The organism is Butyrivibrio sp. M55, assembly GCF_900116865.1.
Classification (GTDB): domain Bacteria; phylum Bacillota; class Clostridia; order Lachnospirales; family Lachnospiraceae; genus Butyrivibrio.
The window spans coordinates 270,841-295,903 of the sequence record NZ_FPCD01000003.1; the positions used below are offsets into that span (position 1 = coordinate 270,841).

The 25,063-nt window shown below is 35.5% G+C and carries 24 protein-coding genes and 1 riboswitch; of the genes, 21 read left to right on the forward strand and 3 right to left on the reverse strand.

Translation table 11 applies throughout. The annotated features are described in order from the left end of the window. The first annotated feature begins 37 nt into the window (after positions 1-37). The 8 genes from BM398_RS05465 to BM398_RS05500 all read left to right on the forward strand — a co-directional run bounded on the left by BM398_RS05465 (position 38) and on the right by BM398_RS05500 (position 7,748). Complete coding sequence (locus tag BM398_RS05465; protein WP_092336759.1) at positions 38-1,618, forward strand: glucose-6-phosphate isomerase; 1,581 nt, start codon at positions 38-40, stop codon at positions 1,616-1,618. Between the two features lie 45 nt (positions 1,619-1,663). Continuing rightward, a riboswitch (FMN riboswitch) is annotated at positions 1,664-1,777 on the forward strand. Between the two features lie 358 nt (positions 1,778-2,135). Then, complete coding sequence (gene ribD, locus BM398_RS05470; RefSeq protein ID WP_092336760.1) at positions 2,136-3,239, forward strand: bifunctional diaminohydroxyphosphoribosylaminopyrimidine deaminase/5-amino-6-(5-phosphoribosylamino)uracil reductase RibD; 1,104 nt, start codon at positions 2,136-2,138, stop codon at positions 3,237-3,239. Continuing rightward, positions 3,224-3,865, forward strand: coding sequence for a riboflavin synthase (locus BM398_RS05475; protein WP_092336761.1), 642 nt, complete (start codon positions 3,224-3,226; stop codon positions 3,863-3,865). Before ribD ends, BM398_RS05475 begins: the two co-directional genes overlap by 16 nt. Before the next feature lie 14 nt (positions 3,866-3,879). Then, complete coding sequence (locus tag BM398_RS05480) at positions 3,880-5,076, forward strand: bifunctional 3,4-dihydroxy-2-butanone-4-phosphate synthase/GTP cyclohydrolase II (RefSeq protein WP_092336762.1); 1,197 nt, start codon at positions 3,880-3,882, stop codon at positions 5,074-5,076. Between the two features lie 47 nt (positions 5,077-5,123). Next, positions 5,124-5,588, forward strand: coding sequence for a 6,7-dimethyl-8-ribityllumazine synthase (gene ribH / locus BM398_RS05485; protein WP_092336763.1), 465 nt, complete (start codon positions 5,124-5,126; stop codon positions 5,586-5,588). Positions 5,589-5,689: 101 nt separating this feature from the next. Further along, positions 5,690-6,259, forward strand: a complete 570-nt coding sequence (locus BM398_RS05490) for a helix-turn-helix domain-containing protein (protein WP_092336764.1) — start codon at positions 5,690-5,692, stop codon at positions 6,257-6,259. Continuing rightward, positions 6,249-7,013, forward strand: coding sequence for a DUF6036 family nucleotidyltransferase (locus tag BM398_RS05495; protein WP_175531850.1), 765 nt, complete (start codon positions 6,249-6,251; stop codon positions 7,011-7,013). Before BM398_RS05490 ends, BM398_RS05495 begins: the two co-directional genes overlap by 11 nt. 27 nt (positions 7,014-7,040) lie before the next feature. Further along, positions 7,041-7,748: a class I SAM-dependent methyltransferase gene (locus BM398_RS05500; protein WP_092336765.1), complete on the forward strand. Its 708-nt coding sequence runs from the start codon at positions 7,041-7,043 to the stop codon at positions 7,746-7,748. Between the two features lie 18 nt (positions 7,749-7,766). Here BM398_RS05500 and BM398_RS05505 read toward each other — a convergent pair whose 3' ends face one another. The 3 genes from BM398_RS05505 to BM398_RS05515 are packed head-to-tail and all read right to left on the reverse strand — an operon-like array spanning position 7,767 to position 10,413. Beyond that, a complete protein-coding gene (locus BM398_RS05505; protein WP_092336766.1) occupies positions 7,767-8,771 on the reverse strand; it encodes a GNAT family N-acetyltransferase in 1,005 nt (334 codons plus the stop codon). Positions 8,772-8,815: 44 nt separating this feature from the next. After that, positions 8,816-9,343 carry a DUF3267 domain-containing protein gene (locus BM398_RS05510; RefSeq protein WP_092336767.1) on the reverse strand — a complete coding sequence of 176 codons (528 nt, stop codon included), beginning with the start codon at positions 9,341-9,343 and terminating at the stop codon, positions 8,816-8,818. 26 nt (positions 9,344-9,369) lie between these two features. After that, on the reverse strand, positions 9,370-10,413 hold the full coding sequence (locus BM398_RS05515) for an ATP-binding protein (protein ID WP_092336768.1): 1,044 nt from the start codon (positions 10,411-10,413) through the stop codon (positions 9,370-9,372). A gap of 158 nt (positions 10,414-10,571) precedes the next feature. Between BM398_RS05515 and BM398_RS17100 the strand changes: the two genes are divergently transcribed. The 13 genes from BM398_RS17100 (at position 10,572) to BM398_RS05575 (ending at position 25,020) form a co-directional block, all read left to right on the forward strand. Beyond that, entirely contained in the window at positions 10,572-10,748 is a 177-nt protein-coding gene (locus tag BM398_RS17100) for a hypothetical protein (protein ID WP_175531851.1), read from the forward strand. 656 nt (positions 10,749-11,404) lie between these two features. Then, positions 11,405-12,277, forward strand: coding sequence for an amino acid ABC transporter substrate-binding protein (locus tag BM398_RS05520; protein ID WP_092336769.1), 873 nt, complete (start codon positions 11,405-11,407; stop codon positions 12,275-12,277). A gap of 24 nt (positions 12,278-12,301) precedes the next feature. Beyond that, a complete protein-coding gene (locus BM398_RS05525) occupies positions 12,302-12,982 on the forward strand; it encodes an amino acid ABC transporter permease (RefSeq protein ID WP_092336770.1) in 681 nt (226 codons plus the stop codon). 12 nt (positions 12,983-12,994) lie between these two features. Beyond that, positions 12,995-13,750, forward strand: coding sequence for an amino acid ABC transporter ATP-binding protein (locus BM398_RS05530; RefSeq protein ID WP_092336771.1), 756 nt, complete (start codon positions 12,995-12,997; stop codon positions 13,748-13,750). A 208-nt stretch (positions 13,751-13,958) separates the two neighbouring features. Further along, a complete protein-coding gene (locus tag BM398_RS05535; RefSeq protein ID WP_139233785.1) occupies positions 13,959-15,098 on the forward strand; it encodes a glycosyltransferase family 4 protein in 1,140 nt (379 codons plus the stop codon). A 60-nt stretch (positions 15,099-15,158) separates the two neighbouring features. After that, on the forward strand, positions 15,159-16,307 hold the full coding sequence (locus BM398_RS05540; RefSeq protein WP_092336772.1) for a radical SAM/SPASM domain-containing protein: 1,149 nt from the start codon (positions 15,159-15,161) through the stop codon (positions 16,305-16,307). 15 nt (positions 16,308-16,322) lie between these two features. Further along, complete coding sequence (locus BM398_RS05545) at positions 16,323-17,318, forward strand: NAD-dependent epimerase/dehydratase family protein (protein ID WP_092336773.1); 996 nt, start codon at positions 16,323-16,325, stop codon at positions 17,316-17,318. 60 nt (positions 17,319-17,378) lie between these two features. After that, on the forward strand, positions 17,379-18,386 hold the full coding sequence (locus tag BM398_RS05550) for a glycosyltransferase family 2 protein (protein WP_092336774.1): 1,008 nt from the start codon (positions 17,379-17,381) through the stop codon (positions 18,384-18,386). A 26-nt stretch (positions 18,387-18,412) separates the two neighbouring features. Continuing rightward, complete coding sequence (locus tag BM398_RS05555; RefSeq protein WP_092336775.1) at positions 18,413-19,576, forward strand: glycosyltransferase; 1,164 nt, start codon at positions 18,413-18,415, stop codon at positions 19,574-19,576. 21 nt (positions 19,577-19,597) lie between these two features. After that, entirely contained in the window at positions 19,598-21,634 is a 2,037-nt protein-coding gene (locus BM398_RS05560; protein WP_092336776.1) for a hypothetical protein, read from the forward strand. Positions 21,635-21,677: 43 nt separating this feature from the next. Beyond that, complete coding sequence (locus BM398_RS05565) at positions 21,678-22,712, forward strand: glycosyltransferase family A protein (RefSeq protein WP_092336777.1); 1,035 nt, start codon at positions 21,678-21,680, stop codon at positions 22,710-22,712. 33 nt (positions 22,713-22,745) lie between these two features. Beyond that, on the forward strand, positions 22,746-23,483 hold the full coding sequence (locus BM398_RS05570) for a class I SAM-dependent methyltransferase (protein WP_175531852.1): 738 nt from the start codon (positions 22,746-22,748) through the stop codon (positions 23,481-23,483). A gap of 43 nt (positions 23,484-23,526) precedes the next feature. Beyond that, entirely contained in the window at positions 23,527-25,020 is a 1,494-nt protein-coding gene (locus BM398_RS05575) for a PIG-L family deacetylase (protein ID WP_092336779.1), read from the forward strand. Positions 25,021-25,063 lie beyond the last annotated feature (43 nt).

Sequence of the window (25,063 nt, forward strand, 5' to 3'; positions counted from 1 at the left end):
AAACTCAATTTCATGCGCCAAACAGGAGGATTTTATAATGGTTAGTTGGAACAATCTTGATACAATTAAATCCTATAACGATCTTGAAGGTATCAAACACGTTAATTTAGTTGAAGCTATGTCCGGGGAGAACGGAGCAAAGAGAGTAAAAGAGTACTCGGTACCTATGGCGGCAGGTCTTGCATACAATTACGCAGCCAAGGAAGTTGATGATAACATCATCGCAGCTCTTGATTCACTTGCAAAAGAGACACAGCTTATCGAGAAGTTTGAGGCGCTTTATAACGGTGAAGTTATTAACACCGGGGAAAAGAGAATGGTTCTCCACCAGCTTACTAGGGGACAGCTTGGAAACAAGGTAGAAGCTGACGGAGTTGATAAAAGAGAATTCTATGTAAAAGAACAGAAGAGAATCGCAGATTTTGCAAATAAAGTTCACTCAGGTGAGATCACGAACGCAAAGGGCGAGAAGTTCACAACTGTTGTACAGATTGGTATCGGCGGAAGTGATCTTGGTCCTCGCGCTATGTATCTTGCACTTGAGAACTGGGCACACAGAACAGGCAACTTCAAGATGGAAGCAAAATTCATCAGCAACGTAGATCCTGATGATGCATCTGCCGTACTTAACAGCATTGATGTTGCTCATTCAATATTTATCCTGGTTTCAAAGTCAGGAACAACACTTGAGACACTAACAAACGAATCATTCGTTACAGATGCGCTTAAGAAGGCAGGACTTGATCAGTCTAAGCACATGATCGCAGTTACATCAGAGACATCTCCTCTTGCAAAGAGCGAGAACTACCTTGAAGCATTCTTCATGGATGACTTCATCGGCGGACGTTACTCTTCAACATCAGGCGTTGGCGGAGCAGTGCTCTCACTTGCTTTCGGACCTGACGTGTTTGCGCAGTTCCTTGACGGTGCTGCAGAAGAGGACAAGCTTTCTGCAAATGCAGATCTTAAGAAAAACCCTGCAATGCTCGATGCACTTATCGGAGTTTATGAGCGCAACGTACTTGGTTACTCAAGCACAGCGGTTCTTCCTTACTCACAGGGACTTAGCCGTTTCCCCGCTCACCTTCAGCAGCTTGACATGGAGTCAAACGGAAAGAGCGTAAACCGTTTCGGTGAGCCTATTAACTATGTAACTGGTCCTATCATCTTCGGTGAGCCCGGAACAAACGGACAGCACTCATTCTACCAGCTCCTTCACCAGGGAACAGACATCATTCCTCTTCAGTTCATCGGCTTTAAGAACAGCCAGCTTCAGAATGATGTTGATATTCAGGGAAGCACAAGCCAGCAGAAGCTCTGCGCTAACGTAGCAGCTCAGATCGTTGCATTTGCATGTGGAAAAAAAGATGATAACCTCAACAAGAACTTCAAGGGCGGACGTCCTTCAAGTATCATCATCGGTGATGAGCTCAATCCTAAGTCACTCGGTGCACTTCTTGCTCACTTTGAGAACAAGGTTATGTTCCAGGGATTTGTATGGAACATCAACAGCTTCGATCAGGAAGGTGTTCAGCTTGGTAAGGTACTTGCAAAGAGAGTTCTTGCACACGAGACAGAAGGCGCTCTTACTGAGTATGCAAAGCTTTTGAACATTTGATCATTGACATGACGAATTAATCTGCTTACAATAGCAGTAACTTAATAAAAACTTCAGGGCAGGGTGAAAGTCCCTACCGGTGGTATAGCCCACGAGCCGCAAGGCAGAATCGGTGTGATTCCGATGCCGACAGTATAGTCTGGATGGAAGAAGTATGCAGAGCACTTAGCAATAAGTGAGATAAGAAATCTTTGATTTCTGTGATCGAACTTAGTTCCAGCGAGGCATTTATGCCGAGAGCAGAACATCATTAAGTAAAGCTCAGTCAAATAAAAAGCTTATAAGCACCCTGAACAAATTAAATTGTTCAGGGTGTTTTTTTGAGCAGAGCACTTAGCGAGGTATTGACGAGCTTAGTGCGAGCCATGGGGATGTACTTAATGAGGTTTTTTCGAATTTAGTACATATCCCATACAGCAGTAGTTTATTTTAAGCCCTGAACATTTTTGGTTCAGGGTTCATTTTTTTGCAGAGTACTTAGAAGTTTTAGTACATATACCACCACAGAGGACCACAAATGAACGATGAATTATACATGAAAAGAGCCATCGAGCTCGCAAAAAAAGGCACCGGTTTTGTTAATCCAAATCCCCTTGTAGGTGCCGTAATAGTAAAAGATGACGTTATCATCGGCGAAGGCTATCACGAGAAATACGGAGAACTTCACGCAGAGAGAAATGCTATTAAGAACTGCAGTGATTCTCCCGAAGGTGCAACCATATATGTGACACTTGAGCCGTGTTGTCATCACGGAAAGACACCGCCTTGTACCGAGGCAATCATAGAAAACGGCATAAAGAGAGTTGTCGTGGGCGCACTTGATGTAAATCCCCTTGTTGCGGGAAAAGGTGTACAGATACTTCGTGACCACGGAATAGAAGTTGTAACGGGAGTTCTTGCGGACGAGTGTACAGCATTAAACAAAGTCTTTAATAAATATATTTTGAAAAAGCGCCCTTACGTAGTCATGAAATATGCGATGACCGCAGATGGCAAGATTGCGACAGATACAGGCAAATCAAAGTGGATAACCTGCGAAGAATCAAGAAAAGAAGTCCATGTTCTTAGAAACAAATTAATGGGAATAATGGTCGGAGTATCCACTGTTATTGCCGACGATCCAATGCTTAACTGCCGCCTTGATACGCCGCATAGAGATCCCGTTAGGATAATCTGCGATACGAACCTAAGGACACCGCTTGATTCAAAGGTTGTTCAGACAGCAGATACTTTTAAGACCGTAATAGCTACCGCTTCAGAGGATAAAGATAAACTTTCCCAATATGAGAAAAAGGGCTGCAAGATAGTAAATGTCCCGATGAACTCTGAGGGAATAGATCTAAACATTCTGATGGAAAAACTTGGAGACCTTGGAATTGACGGAATACTCCTTGAAGGAGGCGGAACTCTTAATAACAGTGCGCTAAGAGCACACATAGTCGATGAAGTGCATACATTTATGGCACCTAAGATATTTGGCGGAATGGGAAAAAGTCCTGTAACAGGCATAGGAATAGATGAGCCTGATGAAGCCATAGAACTTACTGTTACCGATATTTCCCGAATCGGAGATGATCTGCTTATAGAAAGCGAGGTTAAGTATAAGTGTTCACAGGAATAATAGAAGAGATGGGCTTTGTAAAGAGCATATCTAAAGGCGCCAAAGAAAGCACGCTGTGCATATCCTGTAAAAAAGTTTTAGAGGACGTAAAGATAGGTGACAGCATTGCGGTAAACGGCATATGTCTCACAGTTGTGACTTTTTCAGACAGCTCTTTTACCTGCGATGTAATGAATGAAACATTCTCAAGATCAAGCCTTATGAAACTTGGAAACAAAAGCCCCGTGAATCTTGAAAGGGCCATGAGCGCGGGGGGCAGATTTGGCGGACACATGGTTTCGGGACACATAGACGGGACCGGCAAGATAGCGTCGATAAAAAATGACGGTAATGCTGTCTGGTTCGAGATAACGGCACCTGCCGGCATTCTTGAGGGAATAGTTGAAAAAGGTTCGATAGCAATAGACGGCATAAGCCTTACGGTTGCAAAGATGAGCGCATCATCTTTCAGCGTCTCGATCATTCCTCACACTTTAAAAGAAACAGTTTTGGGTGTCAGGAAAGTTGGGGACGAAGTCAATTTAGAAACAGACATCATTGGAAAGTACATAAAAAAATTTTGCGAGATAAATAAAGACAACGGAAGTATCACGAAAGAATTTCTTTTACAGAACGGGTTTTATTAAGGAGGATAGCAGAAATGGATAAGCAGCTTTTAGAGAAGGCACTTTCCGATTTGAGAGAAGGAAAAGTAATTGTAGTTGCTGATGATGAGAAAAGAGAGAATGAAGGGGATCTTATATGTGCGTCTGAGAATGTGACCGGCGAATCCGTAAACTTCATGGCAAAGTATGGACGCGGCCTCATTTGCATGCCGATAAGCGAAGAAATTGCAAACAGGCTCTGCCTCAATCCTATGGTCAATAACAACACGGATAACCATGAGACGGCATTTACGGTTTCAATCGATCATAAGGACACAACGACGGGAATATCTGCAGATGAGAGAGCAATGACTGCAAGGATGTGCGCGTCAGATGACTGTAATCCGTATGACTTGAGGAGGCCGGGACATCTTTTTCCCCTTGTTGCCAAGAGCGGCGGAGTTATAGAAAGACAGGGGCATACGGAGGCAACAGTTGACCTTCTTAAACTCGCAGGCCTAAAGGAGTGCGGCCTTTGCTGCGAGATTATGAAAGAAGACGGCTCAATGATGCGTGAGAAAGATCTTAAGAATTTTGCAAAAGAGCATGACCTTACGTACATAACGGTTGCCGATATCGCTGAGTACAGGAAGATTTACGACAACCTTGTAGAGTGTGTTTCAATCGCAAACATGCCGACTAAATACGGAAAGTTCATGGCTCATTGCTACATCAATAAAATAAACGGAGAACACCATGTAGCGCTTGTTATGGGAGATATCTCAGACGGAGAGGATGTTCTTTGCAGAGTGCATTCTGAGTGCCTCACAGGAGATGTGTTCGGTTCAATGCGCTGCGACTGTGGACAGCAGCTTGATAAGGCAATGAAGATGATCGCGGAAGAGGGGCGTGGAGTTCTTTTGTACATGCGTCAGGAAGGACGAGGAATCGGACTTGTGAACAAGCTCAAAGCTTATAAATTACAGGACGAGGGAGCAGATACTCTTGATGCAAACCTTGCGCTGGGATTCCCCGGAGACATGCGCGAATACTACACAGGAGCGCAGATACTTAGAGACCTTGGAATTAAGTCGCTGAATCTTTTGACCAATAATCCGGATAAGGTATATCAGCTTGAAGACTACGGAATGAAGATAACACAGCGCGTTTCGATAGAGATAGAGGCAAATCCGTTTGATATGTTCTACCTTCAGACCAAGAAAATCCGCATGGGACATATCTTGAAGGTGTGACAAGATAAGAAAATATAAATTCAAATAAATTTTAAGGAGAAAAATATATGAAAGTTTTTGAAGGAAATCTGGTATCAGAAAAGATTAAAGTAGGCATTGTAGTAGCAAGATTTAATGAGTTCATCACATCAAAGCTCCTCGGTGGTGCGGTTGATGCGCTTAAGAGAGAAAATGTAAATGACGATGATATCGATGTGGCTTGGGTTCCGGGGGCATTTGAGATTCCTCTCATCGCTGACAAGATGGCAAAGAGCGGCAAGTATGACGCTGTTATCTGTCTCGGCGCTGTTATCAGGGGATCGACTTCTCACTATGACTATGTTTGCGCCGAAGTATCAAAGGGCGTTGCTCAGGTCAGCCTAAACAGCGGTATTCCTGTTATGTTCGGTGTTCTCACTACAGACAATATCGAGCAGGCAATCGAAAGAGCAGGCACAAAAGCAGGAAACAAGGGCTTTGAATGCGCACAGGGCGCTATTGAGATGGTTAATCTTATCAGAAATTTGGGGTGAATATATATTTGGAAAAATCCGGGATGTAAAAGTCTCGGATTTTTTTGTGTTGATACTATAACGGTACAACGGTATAATAATGGTGACAGGAGATGATAATAATGAGAATAAAAGAATTGTTAGAAGAGAAAAATAAATCTATATATAGATTATCTAAAGAGACTGGGATTCCTTATTCGACGTTAAATGATATCTGCAACAATAAGACACAGATAATAAAATGCAGTGTCGAGATTGTGTTTAAGATATCAAAATCATTAGATGTAACTATGGAAGATTTGGTTGAGGATGAAATGGAACCTCGTCCAAGTTTTGAGAATTTCAAAAGTAATACCTGCCACAGGGTAAAAGAGCTTGGCGCTATAGATTTTATTCTTGAAATATTGGAACATGATCGAATTAGTTACTATTATAAAAAAGAATGGTACCCGGAATGCTTTTATTTGCTTGCAATGACAGATTATCTTTGTAAGCAAAATGATATTCCGTTATGTGATATTTATGATGAAATAAGAAAGAAAAAATTGAAAGAGATAGTTTATCCAAAAGGAATTCTTGCTTTGTATTCTGTCAGTAAAGATGAGAGCATTCTTGAAAATGCAAAAAAGAATTCAATAAAAGAATTCCTAAAATATAATATTGTGGAAAGTGAGATAGGTAATGTCTTCTGAAAAAAAGGTTGAGTTTAACAAAAATAATATTGATGAATATCTTAAAGAATTAGCAAAAATATATAGAAAAATTGCCGGAAAAAATATGCCTGCAGAGCTGATACTTATTGGAGGCGCATCTGTTTTGATAAACTATGGTTTTAGAAATATGACTACAGACATAGATGCAATTATATCAGCTGCTTCGGGGATGAAAGATGCACTGAATATTGTAAGAGATAAATATAATCTTCCTGTTGGCTGGCTAAATAATGATTTTCAGAAGACTTCTTCATATACACCTAGACTTATGAGAGTTTCTAAATACTATAAAACTTATTCTAATGTACTTACTATAAGAACTATATCATCTGAATATCTTGTTGCCATGAAACTAAAGTCAGGAAGGGCTTATAAAAATGATTTGTCAGATATTGTTGGTATACTTTATGAGCATGAAAGATTAGGTAATCCAATTACTTTAGATTCAGTAAAAAAGGCAACAGAAGAATTATATGACTCATGGGAAAATATTTCGGAACAGTCACGTACATTTATTGCTGATATATTTGAAAACAATGATTTGCAAACTTTATATGACAAGGTTTGTAGAGATGAAAAAGAAACCAAAAAAGATTTAATTGTATTCCAACAGGAGTATCCAGGCGTAATGAATGAAGAAAATGTAAATGATATTGCCGGAAATTTATCAGTAGCTCGAGATAAAGATTCTATACTTGCAAAGCTACGAGAAAAGAAATCTCAAGATAAATGAACAAAATAATGATCGGAACGAGCAGGCATGAATTCAAGAATAGATAAAATACGAGAAAGTGAAAAGATATCTCACACAAAAATCTATACTGATGAAGATTTATACAACACAGATAGTTGGCTTAAAAAGCCAATTAAAATGGTAAAAGATATCGTGCCACTCCTTTCTGATCATGGTTGCATACGTGTACTTGATCTTGGATGCGGAATCGGAAGAAATAGCATATATCTAGCGGAGCAGTTCAAAGATAAAGGATGTTTGGTTGATTGTATAGATATTCTTGATATAGCTATTGAAAAGCTAAAACACAATGCATGTATTCATGATGTTGAGGAAAATATCAACGGGATGGTCTGCACGATTGAACAGTTTAGTGTCCTTGAAAATACTTATGATCTTATTCTAGCTGTATCTGCATTGGAACATGTAGAAAGCCAAAAAGCTTTTTTGGATAAATTACAGGAAATAAAAGCGGGAATAAAGAGCCAGGGAATTGTTTGTCTGGTAATAAATTCAGAAGTTACGGAATGCAACATGAATACAGAGGAAGTCATGGATCCACAGTTTGAAGTAAATCTTCCTACCAAGCTTATACAAGCGTATATCGATGATGCCTTTGCAGGATGGAATACTATAAAGAAAACAATAAGTCCCCAGGAATATGACATTCCAAGAGACTCTGCAATAAGCCACTTATCCACAAACGTAATTACCTTTGTAGGGCAGGCACCTTGAAAGTAACGTTTTCTTAAGTCAAATCTGAATCTTATATTTCTCCAGATAAACTTTATCTTCATCCAAGAAAACGGTTTCTATATATTTGCCTCCGTTAGAAAGAATAGTTTTTTTACTGGCTTCGTTTTCAGGAAGGCAACTGATAACAATTTCTTCAAAACCAAAACTCGAAAGAAAATCCACTGCTTTAGCAAGCATCCTTTTTGCATAGCCTTTTCCTCTTTCTGATGGGCGAACAGAATAACCAACATGTCCTGTATAATTCTTCATTCTCTCAGTGAGAACGTTGTGAACCTGCATGCAGCCAACCATTTTCATGTCAGACTTTCTTATGGCCAGAAGGACATTTCCCCAAGCGCCATGTTCATCTGCGTCCCTTCTGGGATTAGCCCACTCGATGCAATGATCGACATATTCTTTTGTATTTGGCATTCTTTTCATAGAAAAGCATCCGTCAAAAGACGAATCAGCATCAAGCATTTCCTGTCTATATGCCGCTATTTCTTTCTCAAAATTCATGGAAGGTTCAACAAAAAGAAGTTCTTCGTCCGGCAGATTTTCGCCCGGAATATATTCAACGCTGAACTTCTCGCAGATTATTTTTGACTCTTGATTAAAGGGCATATCTGTTTCATCAAGACATTTTTTGAAAAAACTTGTGTGAACATCGCGCCAGTATTTTAGCGACCTGTTACCTTCGCCTTCTGCATAAGCATGGAAGGGCGGTACATCGCCAAAAGGTCTGATATAGACGTCATAGTCTTTAATCACACATACAGCCTCATCTTTGCTGTTCAGGATAACACTGTAATCTCCGATCTTTGGAATTTCATCCGTAATATCCTCCATGACATATTCATCATATGAACTTGCAGTTCCAAACTTCTTTCCCTTTAAAACCAATTCTGCAAGCTTGTCAGTATCACTTTCTTCTATACCTCCAAAGCCCCATGCTTCATAAGGTGTGTTTATATCAACATTCTTTTTTGAGCAAAACTCTGCCCATAATTCTTTTTCTGTCATTATGCTATCCTCGTGTTGTTAGTATGTAGAAATGTCAAAAAAATTTATTTACACTTATAGTATCCTCGATAAAAATATGAATTTCGCGGCATCATCATAATAAGTGCTGAATTTATAATATCAGAGCCGGCAATTATTGAATTGATCCATGCAATATACTTAAGATACATGCCAACGTGTTCAGAAACCAGATAAGAGCTCAAGCCCACAAGGCAAGTAAGCACAAGAAACGGTAAAGTCATGAAAATCCAGAACTCTCGCTTGGATAAAGTAAAATCCGGTGTTAACCACAAATATATACCGGAGTGATTTAGGTAAATATCGCCTTTTCTAAAAACGGTCACTATATGTAGCAACTCATGTACCACATATGTTATTGCAAAAACAATTAATCTGATTATGAAGTGTCCTGCACGTAGACTTCCCAGTGATAAAGCCGCTATGAATAGTAAAAACATCAATCCATATGCAAACCACATATAATTTTTGCGGAACCATTCACGCCGGATAAAAGGTTTATACTCATTTTCATCGATATCCATTTGGGGTAATTCTTTGCCAATATAAAGCATGTTTATTTGCTCCTACATAAATATGTTTATCTCAATTCATTTTTTACGAATACATCAAATCTGGGCAAAGTAAGTTTTATCATTCCTCTGCCTGAAACATCGATAAGTCCTTTATCTCTAAGCCTTTCCCTGTACTGTGAGAACTCGTTTTTCTTTTGCTTGGTTAGTTCAAGCAGTTCGGAAACAGGCATGACATCTTTTTTCACTATAAATGACATAAACCATTTGTCCTTTTCGGACAGCTCTGACCACATCTTCTTATAAACATAGTGACTAAGTGCTTCATCAAATTTGATAAGTACAGATTCGGTTAATTCATGATTTTTTTCTTCCCAGATGTATTTACCCAAGGCCTGATAAGCAAAGGGATAGCCCTTTGTAATAAGCGCCATATCCATCGCTTTTTCTCTATTGATTCCGAATACCTTTGAATACTTCGCAGCAATTAAAGTAAGGTTGAGCGGTTCCATCTCATATTGCGGTGTTCTGTATAAAAATGTGAGATTCTTTGCGTTTTTCAAATTGCTGATGTTTTCATAGAGGCCTGCCATCAGTAGGAATATAGGCAGTTCTTCTCTTATAAGAATCTGGAAGCTGCTCGCAAATTCTTTCATATAGGCGGTGTTTGACACCTCATCGACAGTTACAAGAACTTTTTTCTTTTTCTTTCGAACTTCTTTCAGCATTATCTCAAGTGCAGATTCAATATCAGCGACAGGAGATTTGGTCTTGAGATTGAGCCCTATTCCGAACTTTGAAAGATTAAGATTTGCATCAACGAATTTTGTCACGAATTCTCTGCTGTCATAGAGCTTACCGACTAAGCTCTCGAGCATATTTCTCTCAGCGTTCAGCCTTATTACAATCCATTCATCTGACGCAGAAATCTTTTTCTCGATTGCAGTCATGGTTACAGTTTTGCCACTTCCTCTGGTTCCAGTGAGCATGAAGCAATTATTCTGCGAATCTTCTTCGGTCATTTCCTGAACAATTTCGTCGATTATCAGCTCTCTGCTTATATACTGACTTGGTACTTTTCCGAAATTCATGACAAAAGGATTTCGTTCCATGTGTGGCTCCTTTCTATATACATTTATATACTTTGTGAATGTTTATATACTTCTATATACTTTCGATATAATTATATACTTTTATATACTTTGCATCAAATTATAATATCGATATATAACATGTATAGTGATATGATGATATAAAAATTACTGGAGATGTGGGCATAGAAAGTGCTATAAACTATATGACAATGGATACAAACAATCTGATTACGCCAATGAATGAAGAAGAGCTACTTAGAAAATTGGAAAATTCAAAGAATCATGCAGATCAAGGATATATTAAAGATGCAGATGAAATGATTCAGGAGATGCGGAGTAAGTATAATATTTGATAATATTGAAAAAGTAGTAGCCTACTTTTTATTTAAGGTTATCATATGAAATATAAAAAAAGGTAACTTTAGTATGCCTTCACTGGCTATTTAATGGTTTCGACAAGTACTTATCTAAGGCAGATGGCATATTAAAGTTACTTGTAAAAGCAATTTCATATGTATTTTGCGTAATTTTTATGATAATTGGACTTTACCAAAATGAAAAAAGACATATTAAGAACTTTATGAAAAAGCATTTAATATGCATTAGTCTCGGCAAGCAAGAGAAAAACAGTACCCCCCAGGGATATAAGGCATATTAAAAAGAATGATTTGATAATATTCATACTGTATTCATAACTGCTCCTTTTCAAATATTTACTCGGTATAACTACGTATTGCTACAATTTGTCCGGCGCAGTATGTGACAGCATCTTATATCAATTAACCTCGGTACAACCTGCTGTCAGCATTAAAACTGCACCGAGTAATTGTCTCGTGTTCTCATGATTACCTCCAAAAGAAGTCGTTCAATAGAGTATACCACACCCCGCGATAATGAATCCTTATTGCCAGACATAAAATCAATTGAATTTTCAACAGGCGCCTCTGATGATACTATGATTCCATCCCAAGGGGACAGAGAATTACAGAAGTATAGGAGAAAAGATATTATGAAAAAGTTAGCAGCAGCACTATTAACAGTCAGTGTTTTTGGAACAATACTTACAGGATGCGGAAATGCGGAGGCGGCAGCATCTGAGGCAAATACAGCAGGAGAAGCATCTGCGGAGGCAGGAAGCGAAGCAGGACAGGCCAAAGAAGAATCGGGAGCAAAGACAACCTACGAGACAGCAAAAGAAAACGGATATATCACTTTCGCAACAGAAGGAACTTATGCACCGTATTCATTCCACGATGACAGCGATAAGCTCACAGGCTTTGATATAGAGGTTGCACAGGCAATTGCAGACAAGCTCGGACTTGAAGCTAAGTTCACAGAGACACAGTGGGACGGAATCATCGCAGGACTTGATGCAGGAAAGTATGATGCCATCGCAAACCAGGTTTCAATCACAGATGAGAGAAAAGAAAAATATCTTTTCTCAGATCCATATACATACGTATACGGCGTAGTAATCGTAAACGGTGACAATACAGATATAAACAGCTTTGAAGAGCTCAAGGGAAAAGACGTTGCGCTCACAGTTACAAGTAACTGGGCAGAACTTGCAGAGAGCTACGGTGGCAAGATCGTTTCAACAAACGGATTCTCGGAGTCAATCCAGCTTGTTATTCAGGGACGTGCGGATGCGACAGTAAATGACAACGTTACTTTCCTTGATTACAAGGCAAACCAGCCTGATGCAAATGCAAAGGTTGTAGCAACTTCCGATGAAGCAACAGAGTCTGCAATCCTTATCAGAAAAGATGACAGCGACCTTCAGGAAGCAGTTAACACAGCACTTAAAGAGCTTCGCGATGACGGAACACTTAAGAGCATTTCAGAAAAGTACTTCGGAGAGGATATAACAGTTGCACACTGATAGTGCAAAAAGACGGTGAATACTATGAGCGCAAGATTACTGAAAATAATAGCGGACGCACTTCCGAAAATTCTGCTAAGCGGGATTACTGTTACAGTTCCGCTGACACTCATTTCTTTTGCAATCGGAATGATACTGGCAATTGTAGTGGCAGTGGTACGAGTGCTGAAAATAAAAGTACTCTCTGAATTCTTCAGATTTTATGTGTGGGTATTCAGAGGAACACCGTTACTTGTACAGCTGTTTATCATCTTCTACGGCTTACCGGGTGTGGGGCTCAACATCCCCGCATTCCCGTCAGCGATCATAGCTTTCTCGCTCAATGTCGGAGCGTATGCTTCGGAGACCATAAGAGGTGCGATAGTTTCGGTTCCCAAGAGTCAGACGGAAGGCGCGATTGCATGCGGACTTACTTCATGGCAGGCAATATATTTCATAGTTTTGCCGCAAGCGATAAAGGCGTGCATACCCGCACTGTTCAACACTTTTATCTCTCTGGTAAAAGACACATCACTTGCAGCGAACATTACGATAACCGAGATGTTTATGAAGACGCAGAGAATAGTTGCCACAACCTACGAGCCGCTTGCTCTCTACATAGAGGTTGCGCTCATATACCTTCTGTTCAGTACAGGTCTGACTTATCTGCAGAAGTATGCAGAGAAAAAACTAAGCTATAACTCACGCAAAGTACAGACCGCATAAGGAGAAACAAAGATGATAAAGCTACAGGGCTTGCACAAGTCATACGGAGCCAAAACTATATTAAGCGGAATAGATCTTGAAGTTAATAAGGGAGAGACCGTAGCGATAATCGGACCTTCGGGCGCAGGAAAATCCACAGCCCTTAGGTGCATCAACCTCCTTGAAACTCCCGATAAAGGGACACTTACAATCGGGGAAAAGAGCTACGACCTTGCCAAACTTACAAGCAAAGAAATACTTGAAATCAGACAGTCGACAGCAATGGTCTTCCAGAACTTCAGTCTCTTTGAGAACAAGACTGCGCTTCAGAACATTACGCTTCCGCTTATCAAGGCAAAAAAGCTAAGTAAGGACGAAGCGGAAAAAATCGCTATTGAGAATCTTACTCAAGTTGGACTGCTTGATTGGAAAGATCACTATCCTTCGCAGCTTTCCGGTGGACAGCAACAAAGAGTAGGAATAGCGCGTGCTCTTGCACTTAAGCCTGAAGTAATTCTTTTTGACGAACCGACAAGCGCCCTTGATCCCGAGAAAGTTCAGGACGTTCTTGAGATAATAAAAAGAATCTCAAAAGAGCAGCACATAACTTCCGTGATAGTAACACATGAGCTTGAATTTGCACTCGATGTTGCAGATAAGATCGTGTTCCTTGCAGACGGAAGAGTAGTCGAGGAAGGAACTGCAAAAGAAGTTCTTAAAAATCCCAAGGACGAGCGCACGATAAAGTTCCTCGGACATTTTGCGGATAAGCTTGAATATGTGATATAAGGTGAGGCCTTATTCCTATTTGTAGGGATAGGGCCTTGTTTATTGTTTTCACAAATATAAATTGACAACGTACCGTAATAGACGGATAATAGAATCATCATTTAGATATCCGTTTTATATTGTTATACCCAAGTAGTAAGTAATTTGAAGTATTTCAAAGACACAGAATACAAGACTTAAACAACTTGACCTATCAGGGGGAGCATCGTTGAATAAGGAATTGGGGAAAATAGTATTGATCGGTCCGGTTTACCCATATAAAGGTGGGATTTCACATTATACAGGGCTCATGTTCAGAGCCTTATCTAAGAAGTATGATGTAACTCTACTATCTTATTCATTCCAATACCCTAAATTTTTATATAAAAAAGAACAACGGGATTATTCCAATGATACGTTCAAGATTGATAATACGCAGTATGTGATAAATACTGCAAATCCTGTAAATTGGATTGCTACTGCAAACAAGATAAATAAATTAAAACCTGATTTAGTTATCATTCAGTGGTGGCATCCGTATTTTGCTCCGTGTTATCAGGCGATAGCCGGACACATTAGAAATTCCAAAGTACTATTTATATGTCATAACGTTTTTCCACATGAAAGATTTCCTTTAGATAAATGGCTTACACAGAGGACCTTGAAAAAGGGGAACTGCTATATAGTCCAATCAAGTCAGGATGAAAATGATCTAAAGACAATTGTTTCAAACGCCAAATACATACGGGCGGTTCATCCGACATACAATGCATTCAAGATGCAGAACATGTCTAAAGAGCATGCACGGGAACTTTTGAAAATCAAACCTGAAGAAAAGATTCTTCTATTCTTTGGATTTGTAAGAAAGTATAAAGGACTGGATTATCTTATCAAGGCTATGCCTCAGGTAAAAGAAAAATTATCTGATTGCAAGCTTCTTGTCGTAGGAGATTTTGGTGATGATAAAGAGGAATACATTGAGCTTATAAATCAGCTTTCTGTCAACGATGTAATTGATATATATGACGGCTATATCCCTGATAAAGAAGTCGAGAAATTCTTTGCAGCATGTGATGTTGTAGTTCTTCCATATATATCTGCAACACAAAGCGGGATTGTACAGATTGCCTATGGATTTGATAAACCTGTTATTGCGACAAATGTTGGTGGATTGCCTGATGTTGTAATGGATGGGAAGACAGGATTTATAGTTGACGTAAAAAATGAAAAAGCAATCGCAGATGCAGTTATAAGTTTTTTTGACAAGGATTGTGCAAGTAAATTTGAAATGGGTGTAAAAGAAGAAAACTATAGGTTTTCTTGGGATAGGATGGTAGATAACATAAATAAATTGTATTTGCTGGCATGATAGTATACCTATTTACTAAGCTTATATACAACTAATTCGGAGGAATCATAATTATAGCTTATGAAAAAAAGTGATCTTTTCACGGTTCTTCTACCTTATTTAACAAGTTATAGATTGAATAGATGGTTCGGATACAAAAATTTCAATCCTATGACAGTGACATATTCAGTTACAGCAGCATGCCAATCAAGATGTAAGACTTGTCAGATAGGCGAGATGTTCTGTCAGGATCCAAGTAGAAAAGAGAGAGATTTAAAACTTAACGAAATTGAAAAAATATTCAGTTCAATGAAGCCTGTATATTTTTTTAATATGAGTGGTGGAGAGCCGTTTCTTCGAGACGATTTACCTGAAATAGTTGAACTTGCATGTAAATATCTTAAGCCAAGAGTTATACATAGTCCTACAAATGCTATTCTTTCAGAAAAGATTATAAAGAATACAGAAAGAATTATACAGATTGTCAGAGCATATAATCCGAATGTTCCGGTCACAATTAAGCCAAGTATAGATGGTGTGGGGGCAAAACATGATGAAATAAGAGGGGTAAAAGGAAACTTTGAAAAGCTCCTTCAGACTATAGATGGACTAAAAGGACTTGAAGAAAAATATGATAACTTTCATCTTGAACTCGGAACAGTTATTTCAAATTTTAATATAAATGATCTTGATGAAATCGAGGATTTTGTACATTCGCTTGGTGTTGAAAGTTATAGAAACGAAGTGGCTGAGTGTAGAACAGAATTTTTTAATCTAAAAGATTCGATAACTCCTCCGGCTGATGTTTATCAGAGGCTTATAAAAGATTTTTCCAGAAAAGTTGAAGAGAATATAGGAAAGAAAAAGAGACTTGCTCGTACCACCGAGGCTATGCGTGTTGTTTATTATGAACTAGCGGGCAAGATTCTTGCAGAGAAGAGACAAGTTATTCCTTGTTATGCAGGTGTTTCAAATGTACATATCAACTTTGATGGTGGAGTATGGCCTTGTTGTGTGCTTGGATATGATAAGCAGATGGGAAATTTAAGAGATTATAGCTATGATTTTCAGAAATTATGGCATTCCGATAAAGCAAATGAAGTTCGAAAGTATATAAAGAAAAGGAATTGCGCTTGTCCTTTAGCAAATCAGGCATATAGTAATGAGTTAATGCATTTTCCTACATTACTTAAAGCTGGAGTTAAAGCAATGGAGTTTAGTATGAGATGAGAAAAGAGATATGAAATGAAAGTATTAATTACAGGTGCGACAGGATTTGTTGGCGGACATCTTGTGCCAGCACTAATTGAACGTGGTTATCAAGTTAAGTGCCTTGTTAGAAACGAAGATAAGGCAAGATGTTTGAAAGCTCAGTTTGATGTTGAAACGGTTATTGGTGATGTAACTGATGCAGATTCGTTGCATGGAATAAGCGAAAATATTGATTATGTAATACATTTAGCAGCCATGGGACATGTGAGTTCTGTTTCTAAAGAGGCTTATAATCGGTTTACAGGGATTAATGAAGGCGGAACCAGAAATCTTATTAATGAATTTAGATACAGTAAAACTTTAAAGAAATTTGTTCACTTTAGCAGTACCGCAGCCATGGGGCCTGTTGGGGAGGTGATACTAGATGAAGAGTCTGCTCCAAATCCGGTTACACCATACCAGAAGAGCAAATGGAGAAGTGAACAAATAATTCTTGATGCATGTTCTGAATTCGCCTTTCCTGGAGTAATTGTACGTCCATGTATGATATACGGAGTGGGTGGATATGGAGAGTTTTATAAGTTTTGTAAGTTTATGAAAAAAGGAGTTTTTCCAAAAGTTGGACTGGGGAAGAATTTGACTCCTTTAGTTCATGTTGATGATGTGGTAAATGGTGCCATTCTTGCTATGGAGAATGGAAGAAATGGGCAGGCGTATATTCTTGCATCAGATACTTCCATTGAGATGGACGAATTACATAGACTTATTATGAAAAATATTGGAAAGTGGGCTCCGTATATTTATGTGCCTGTGCCAATAACGCTAGGAGTAGTAAGAATTATTGAAATTGTAGCAAAGGTGTTTGAAAAAGAACCGATTGTTAATTGCATGAATATTAAATCGACTGTATATGACAGGACGTTTGATATAAAAAAAGCAAAGAACGAGTTGGGGTATGTTGTAAGAATATCATTTGATAAAGGAATCAATGAAACAATAAATTGGTTTAAATCCCAAGGAAAAATATAAAGAGTAGAAGAATATGAAGAAAAAAATATATCGGCATATGTTTTGTTTTGTGAGGGAAATATGAATAATCCACTTATTAGTGTTATAGTTCCAGCATATAATGCTTCCAAGTTTCTGAGAAGATGTATAACTTCAATAGAAAATCAGTATTATAGAAATTTAGAAATTATTATTATAGATGATGGATCGACAGATGAAACTCTTTCTATATGTGAATCATTGGCTAACAAAGATAATAGAATTAGAGTATTTCATCAAGAAAATGTTGGATTAAGTGAAACACGAAATAGAGGTGTTCGATATTCAGAAGGTGAATTTATAGCATTTGTAGATGCTGATGATTATGTGAGCTCTGATTATATTAGTGTTATGTATGAAACGGCACTAAATGATAATAGTGATCTTGTAATCTGTAATATGATTTTTGGATTCGATGATTCATATAAGTTTAAGAAAAATGAGCATGTTGTAAAGCGATGTATGTCTGCCAAGGATATATTATTAAGATGGATAGAATATAAGTTTGTAGTTACGTATGCATGGAATAAGTTATATAGAAGAGAGTGGTATATCGTTAATGGCTTTGAATTTCCTAAAGGATCGTATTATGAAGATTTAGCCATAGCTCATATAGTAGTTTCAAAAGCAAAAAAGATATCAATAATTGATAATCGCCTATATTACTATTATCAAGGTGAAGCAACTAGTATTACACATGATAAAAACATATTAGAGAAACGTACAAAGGATTGGTTAGGTTTTTTAGAAGAAAGAGAGTATTGGTTTAGGGTACATGGTTATATTGACGTTTATAAGAAACTACATGTAAAGATGCAGAAGTATTATATTGTTTTTTTTTGTATTCTTGGAAAAGATTCTTTGACAAAAGCATTAGCATTACAAAAATTTAGAAATAACTATAACGAAGTATTAGATATGACGGATTCTGTTTCGGATAAGTTTTTTTTTAAAATGTTTTTGCATTTGCCATATGTTGTGAGAAGTATATATGTATTCTTTTCTAAAGTGGGAATACCAATAAAGGCATTAAAAACTATTCATGGATAGAAATTGTTTTGGAGTTCTTTAATTTAATGCATGCTGAAAAGGGTAAATTATATATGAAAAAAATAGCCATATTTTTGCCAAATTTATCTTTTGTAGGTAGTGGAGGAGCTGAGGTATATGGTTTAGGTATTGCTGAGATATTGTCTGAGGATAATGACGTAACCATATATACTCGTTACAATCCATCACGCAAATTTGATATAAATAGGATATACGATACATATGGTTCTAAATACTTTTCAACTAAATTTGTCAAAATGATATCTGTGGGGTATAAGCATATAGCAATAAAGGATATTCTTGAATTTCAGTTAAAAAAAATGATTTGTGAAATTGATGATACGTTTGATTTATTTATCAATTGTACGCAAGGAAAACTCCCTGGATGTAAGAATATTCCATCAATACATATTGTTCATTTTCCAGATAAACCAGTAAACAATGGTATTTTTTTTCTTTTAAGAAAAAGAATTGATAGTCTATATATTGGCTCATATACAATGTTTTTGGCTAATTCAGATTTTACTAAGAAGTGGTTTGAAAAATATTGGGAAAAGGACTGTTATGTGTTAAATCCACCAGCAAGAGTAGAATGTAATGATGAGTGTATTTTAAAAAATAAGCAGAATATTATTATTGCAGTTGATAGGTTGGTTCCAGATAAGTGCATACTTCAAATGGTAAGTGCATATAAGCAGCTTGTTGATAAATTTAAATGTGATTATAAATTTATAATAATAGGAAATACATCGAAAAAATATGAATATTATAAACATGAAATTGAACAATATATAAGTGGGTATCATATAGAATTATTGCAAAATGTTACACAAAAAAAATTATGTGAGTTATATAAAAGTGCAAAAATATTTTGGCATGCAAAGGGATATGGTGTAGATGAAAATGATCCATATAATTTGGAGCATTTTGGAATGACTACAGTGGAAGCGATGACATTTGGATGTGTTCCTATCGTTATTAATAAGGCTGGACCAGCAGAAGTTGTTGAAAATGGTATTCAAGGAAGGTGCTGGGATACATTGGATGAGTTGTGTGAATATACATGGGAAGTAATTAGTAGTGAGTGTGATTGGAGTAGGTATTCAATAGAATCTATAAATAAAGCAAAAAAATATCAAATGAGTTCTTTTCGAGAGCAATTATTAGAATATATAAACACACTTATATAGAAAGTAGGAAGTGAGATTTTTATGAACGGATGTTTATCAATTATTCTTGCAATACTTATCGTATTATTCAGTGTTATATTTTGTAATTTTTTTTACAACACACGAGGATTTCTTTTTTGTTTAACAATGGGATTAATTATTAGTTGTTTATTATTTGAGGTGTCTTCTTCAATTTTGTTTTCTGTTGATTATTTTAGTATTTATAAAAGTGAATTATTAAGCATAATGATAATAATGGCTTTGTCTGGGTGGCAGATTATTTTGAAGAAAAAAATTCAATTTACTTGTAAGATTATGACAAAAGAATTGGCGTTTATTCTTTTGTCTATAGCAATAGTGATTGCTGTTTCAAAGCCTACTAGTGGGCTTTGTGGAATTTGGAGAGATGATGGGTCATATCAAATTAAAGCATTGGAATTATTTTCTGACCATAATGATAACACTATTAAATTAATGGTAAAAAATAATCTTCCTCAAGATGAAAAAATGTGGTATATACAAGAAATTAATAAAAGACTTCATTCATTATGGATACGACAGAATGTGGAGACAGGGGCTGAAACAGGTATTATGGAAGAGGCTTTTTTAGAGCGCATTTATCATAATGTGCCTACACTACCTGCTTTTTTGGCATTGTTTGGAAGGATGTTTGGTTTTGCAAATATGCAGTATTGCCAAGTGTTATTTCTGTATTTGATTATTATTCTTTTTTTTTATATATGCGAGGTAAATTGTATATGTACTCCATTAGAAATTCTTGGAACATTGATATTAGTATTATCTCCACAAAACATTTTTTTTTCACATACTGCATTTACAGAATTATATCTGATTTTGATGGTAACATTATTTTGTTACGCAATGATTGATTATGCAGATTCTTATTGGCTTATAAGTATAGCTGTCTTAGGATTTTCTTTGATGCATATTTCTATTTTTGCAGCTATGCCTGTTATTATTGTTTGTATTTGGGTAAATGGCATAACCAAAAAAAATACTAAGATTATTTTACAATCAATTTTTTCTGTTCTTGCATATATTTTAGGTTATACCTATATGTCTATATATAATAAGGGGTATGTGCATGAGAATTATTATTTGCTTAGAAAATTTCTACGAGGAAACTTCTCTTATATACAAACTACAATTCTAGTTTTTTCTTCTTCTTTATTATGCGTTATTTTGGCATTTATAATAAAAAAAAGAATGGAAAATATTTATTTTTTTATTAAATTATTGCAACGTGTAGTATATGCACTAATTTTGGTGGGGGGATATATTACTTTAAAGTATGCAATTTCGTATTTGGTAGTTGAAAAGGAAAAGGCAACTATCAACTTTCTATATATTATTTTTTCTACGGGACCATTATTATTTATAGCAATTTTGTCAACTTGTTGGAGATATATAAGAAATAAAAATATTTCAGACAATGATTTTTCATGGATGATGATTTGGATATTGTACACAGTAATAATTAATTGTTTTTGTATGCCTTCAGTAAAATACATATATTATTTTTCTAGATACAATGCAGTATATATGTATGTAATTGTAATTGCGGGAAGTATAGCATTAAATTCTTTAGACAAAATAAAATATAGGAATGTGTTAATATATTTTTCTTTTTTTCTGTTGTTATCATATATAGAGCCAGATATATTTTTATGTAAAAATTATACGGATACTATAATCAAATGGGATACATTTGAAAGAATAGATAACTGTATATCAGATAATGCGGCAATTGTATTGGATAGTGATGAGAAAGGCTATCTGTCCTTATTATATATGGGATTTCATGCGATTGGTATAGATGCATATTTCAAAAATAATGAATGGGATATATATAAACAGTGTAAGGATCTAGAAAAAGCGGGCTATAAAAATGTGTATTATTTAACTTATAACGCAGAAAAAAAACTTCGTGTTATAGATTCAATAAATGAAATATATCAATATACTGTTTTAGATGAATTTAAATATCATAAAAAATATAAATATCCTGTTAGTGGATATAAAAAGAATAAAACATTATACGTACAGGTTGTTAAATAAAAAGGTGAATGTGTTGTATTGATTAACACAGGTTTTTATTGAGATGAAATATAGCATAGTAATTCCAATTTATAATACTCCAATTCCTGATATAGAAAATCTAATTCATGATTTGAGTTGTCAGGATATTAAAGATTATGAAGTTATTTTGGTAGATGATGGTAGTGATATAACTATTTCAGAATACATTGATTCTTTCAATGGGACTCCTGAAATAAAAATTGTTCATAAAAGTAATGAAGGTGTTTCAGTTGCTAGAAATATTGGTATAAAAGAATCTAGAGGAGAATATATTATTTTTATAGATTCTGATGATAGAATACCACACAATTGTTTAAATATAATTGATAGCTATATTACAAAGTATGAGCCGGATATTTTGTTTGGACAAATAATTAGAAAACGTTCAAATGTAGAATTGGATAAACCAAAAAGATTTAAACCTTATTATATTATTGATAAAGATGATGCAATTCGAATCTTGCTAGGAGCAAAAAAATTTAAGAAATATACTATTACAGGTTCACCGTGTGCAAATGTTTATAAGAGAACTCTATTGAAAGAAGAGAGTTTTAGTAAAAAACTGAAATTGTATGAAGATTACTTGTTTAATTTTGAATTACTTTTAAATTGTAGCAAGATACTTGTGATTGATGATGTTTTGTATTATTACAATATGAATGATTACTCAGCGACACATGGGTTATATGGTAAGAAGTATGATAAATTATCATATCCATTCATCAGGGAGTTTAGTAAGCTGATAAATTATTTAACTGGAGAAGCGAGAGAAGAAGTACGTGTGTTTAATTTAAGATTATTCTATCGTATTGTAGCTAATACTATTAAATATCAAAAAGCATCATATGCATACTTTTATAAAATGTACAATTCTTATATGGAACAGGAAGCTATTAATGACATAAAAAATCTTGAGTTTTCAATTAAATGCATGTCGTTAATGGATTATATAAAATTATTGTTTATAAAGCATAATGCGATTGGGGTGATTTTTATTCTATTCAAATTTCGATACGGTTTTAGAAGAATAATTGGAGTAAAGGATTACTATGGATAAAGAGTAATTGGAATATTTGATAGGAGGATGAACATGGTGATATTGTCTGATATAAAAAATATAATGCTAAAAGGAAAAGCTACAAAGGCATTATATTATAAATATAAAGAAAAAACTTTAAACTGTGAATATAAAAAAATGAATAGGAAAGATATATTTAAGAATATATACCAAAATCATTATTGGGGGAATGATGGGAGCGAGTATTACTCAGGCGAAGGGTCTAGAATTCAAAAATTTGTGAATCCTTACTGTGAATTAATACAAAAATATATCCAAGATAATAATATTAAAACAGTCATTGATCTTGGATGCGGAGATTTTCATGTTGCTAATGAATGGTTAAAAGGGGTGAATGTAAATTATATTGGTGTCGATATTTATGATGATATGATAAAACATAATATTGCTTGTTATTCTAATGATAATATAAGATTTGAATGTTTGGATATTGTAAAAGATAAGTTGCCCCAAGGCGATTTATGTCTAATACGACAAGTTTTTCAACATTTGACAAATAATGATATAAAACAAGTTCTTTTAAATGCAAAAGACTTTCCCAATATTATAGTAACTGAGCATGTTACAACTAAGTGCAAATCGGATTCATATAATATAGATATTATAGCTGGAAAAAGCATTAGGACAAAAATGGGGTCAGGTGTATATTTGGATGAGAATCCGTTTAATTTAAAAATATCTGAGATGCTAACTATACCCTATTATTTAGAAGCAAACACAGAATTGAATTCGGTGTTAATTAAGAATTGAATGATATTTTGATGTTTATTATACATCTTGATGGTATGAATGTATGAAAAATGTAGTTTTTTTTGTTCCGCATATGGATGATGAATTATTTGTGGGTGGAGGATTGCTTTATTCATTTGGACATTCAAATGAGTGGCAGACATATGTGGTTTATGCAACTAATGGAGATTTTTATCCACATGAAGCTGAAGTACGCTTTAAAGAAGCTATAAGGGCATGCAATGTTTTGGGAGTTCCTCGAGAGAATATTATTTTTTTAGGGTATGGTGATGGATGGAGAGATGAGCATATTTACAATTCGAATGAAGTAGTTTCGTCTATGGCAGGAAGAAGTTTTACATATGCTCCAGATGGATTTAATGAGTACTGCTTTATAAAGCATGGGAAGCATAATTCATATTTAAAAAAGAATTATGTAAATGATGTTGCTGAAGTTATTATAGAAATAAATCCGGAAGTGTTAGTTTGTGTTGATTTTGATAATCATCCTGATCATAGAATGCTTTATCTTTGTTTTTTGGAAGCATTAAAAGCGGTAAAAATAAAACAAAGGAATTATAATCCTTTAGTATTAACTAAACCTGCATATGAGAATAGTATGTGTGGAGAAAGAGATTATTATAAAAATAAATATGAAGTTAATCAAAGTGGAACAAATGATTTATTATGTACTCCTATTCTTAAATGGAATCATAGAATCGCATTTAAATTAGATTTAGAATTATTGACAAAATTTTTGACGAAAAATCCAATATATAAGGCGGCTTGCTGTCACTATTCCCAATGTATTAGAAAAACAATGGATAGTGCAATAAATATGGACATATCATATTGGCGATTACGAGTAGACAACTTGGCATTATTGGCAGATATATATGTATCCACAGGAAAGAAGGAATATTTAACGGATTTTAAGACAATAGATGCACATAATGTAATTAAAGAAAACTGTCAATTAGATGCTTCAGTTTGGGTTCCAGAAAAAAAAGATACAGAAAGAATTGTAAAATTAAGATGGAAAAAACCGGTTAAAATAGAACAAATATTAGTTTATGAAAACCCAAGAAAAGATGCACATATAGAGGTAGTTGATATAAGAATTGGAAATATTAGTAAAGAGTTAAGTGGTTATATAATGGAGGATGGCTCGGCTAGTATACTTTTTGATGGATATATAGTGGCAGATAAAGTAGAGATAAAAATACAAAGAAGTAAGGGAAATGCAGGATTAACAGAAATTGCAGTTTATGGAAAAGAGCGGACTTTGGATTCATATAAGTTGCCTATTTCAGTAAGAAAAGATTATTTATATGAGCCAAATTCATCAGAAGATAAACAAAAATTTGTTCTGATGGATAAAATGAAGTATAAGGTGAATAACTTTTTTGATTATAGCTTTGGAAATAGATATTATTTAAAAAGAAAATATAGTAATTCTCAGTATAAGAATGTTTATTTATTGAGAGGCATATTTTGGTTAGATAAGCTAAAAGAATTGTGTAGCATTATGATAAATTATAAAAAGCTTAATTTTTGAATATATACTAGGGCAATAAACGGTGATTTGTGAACAGGCTTAA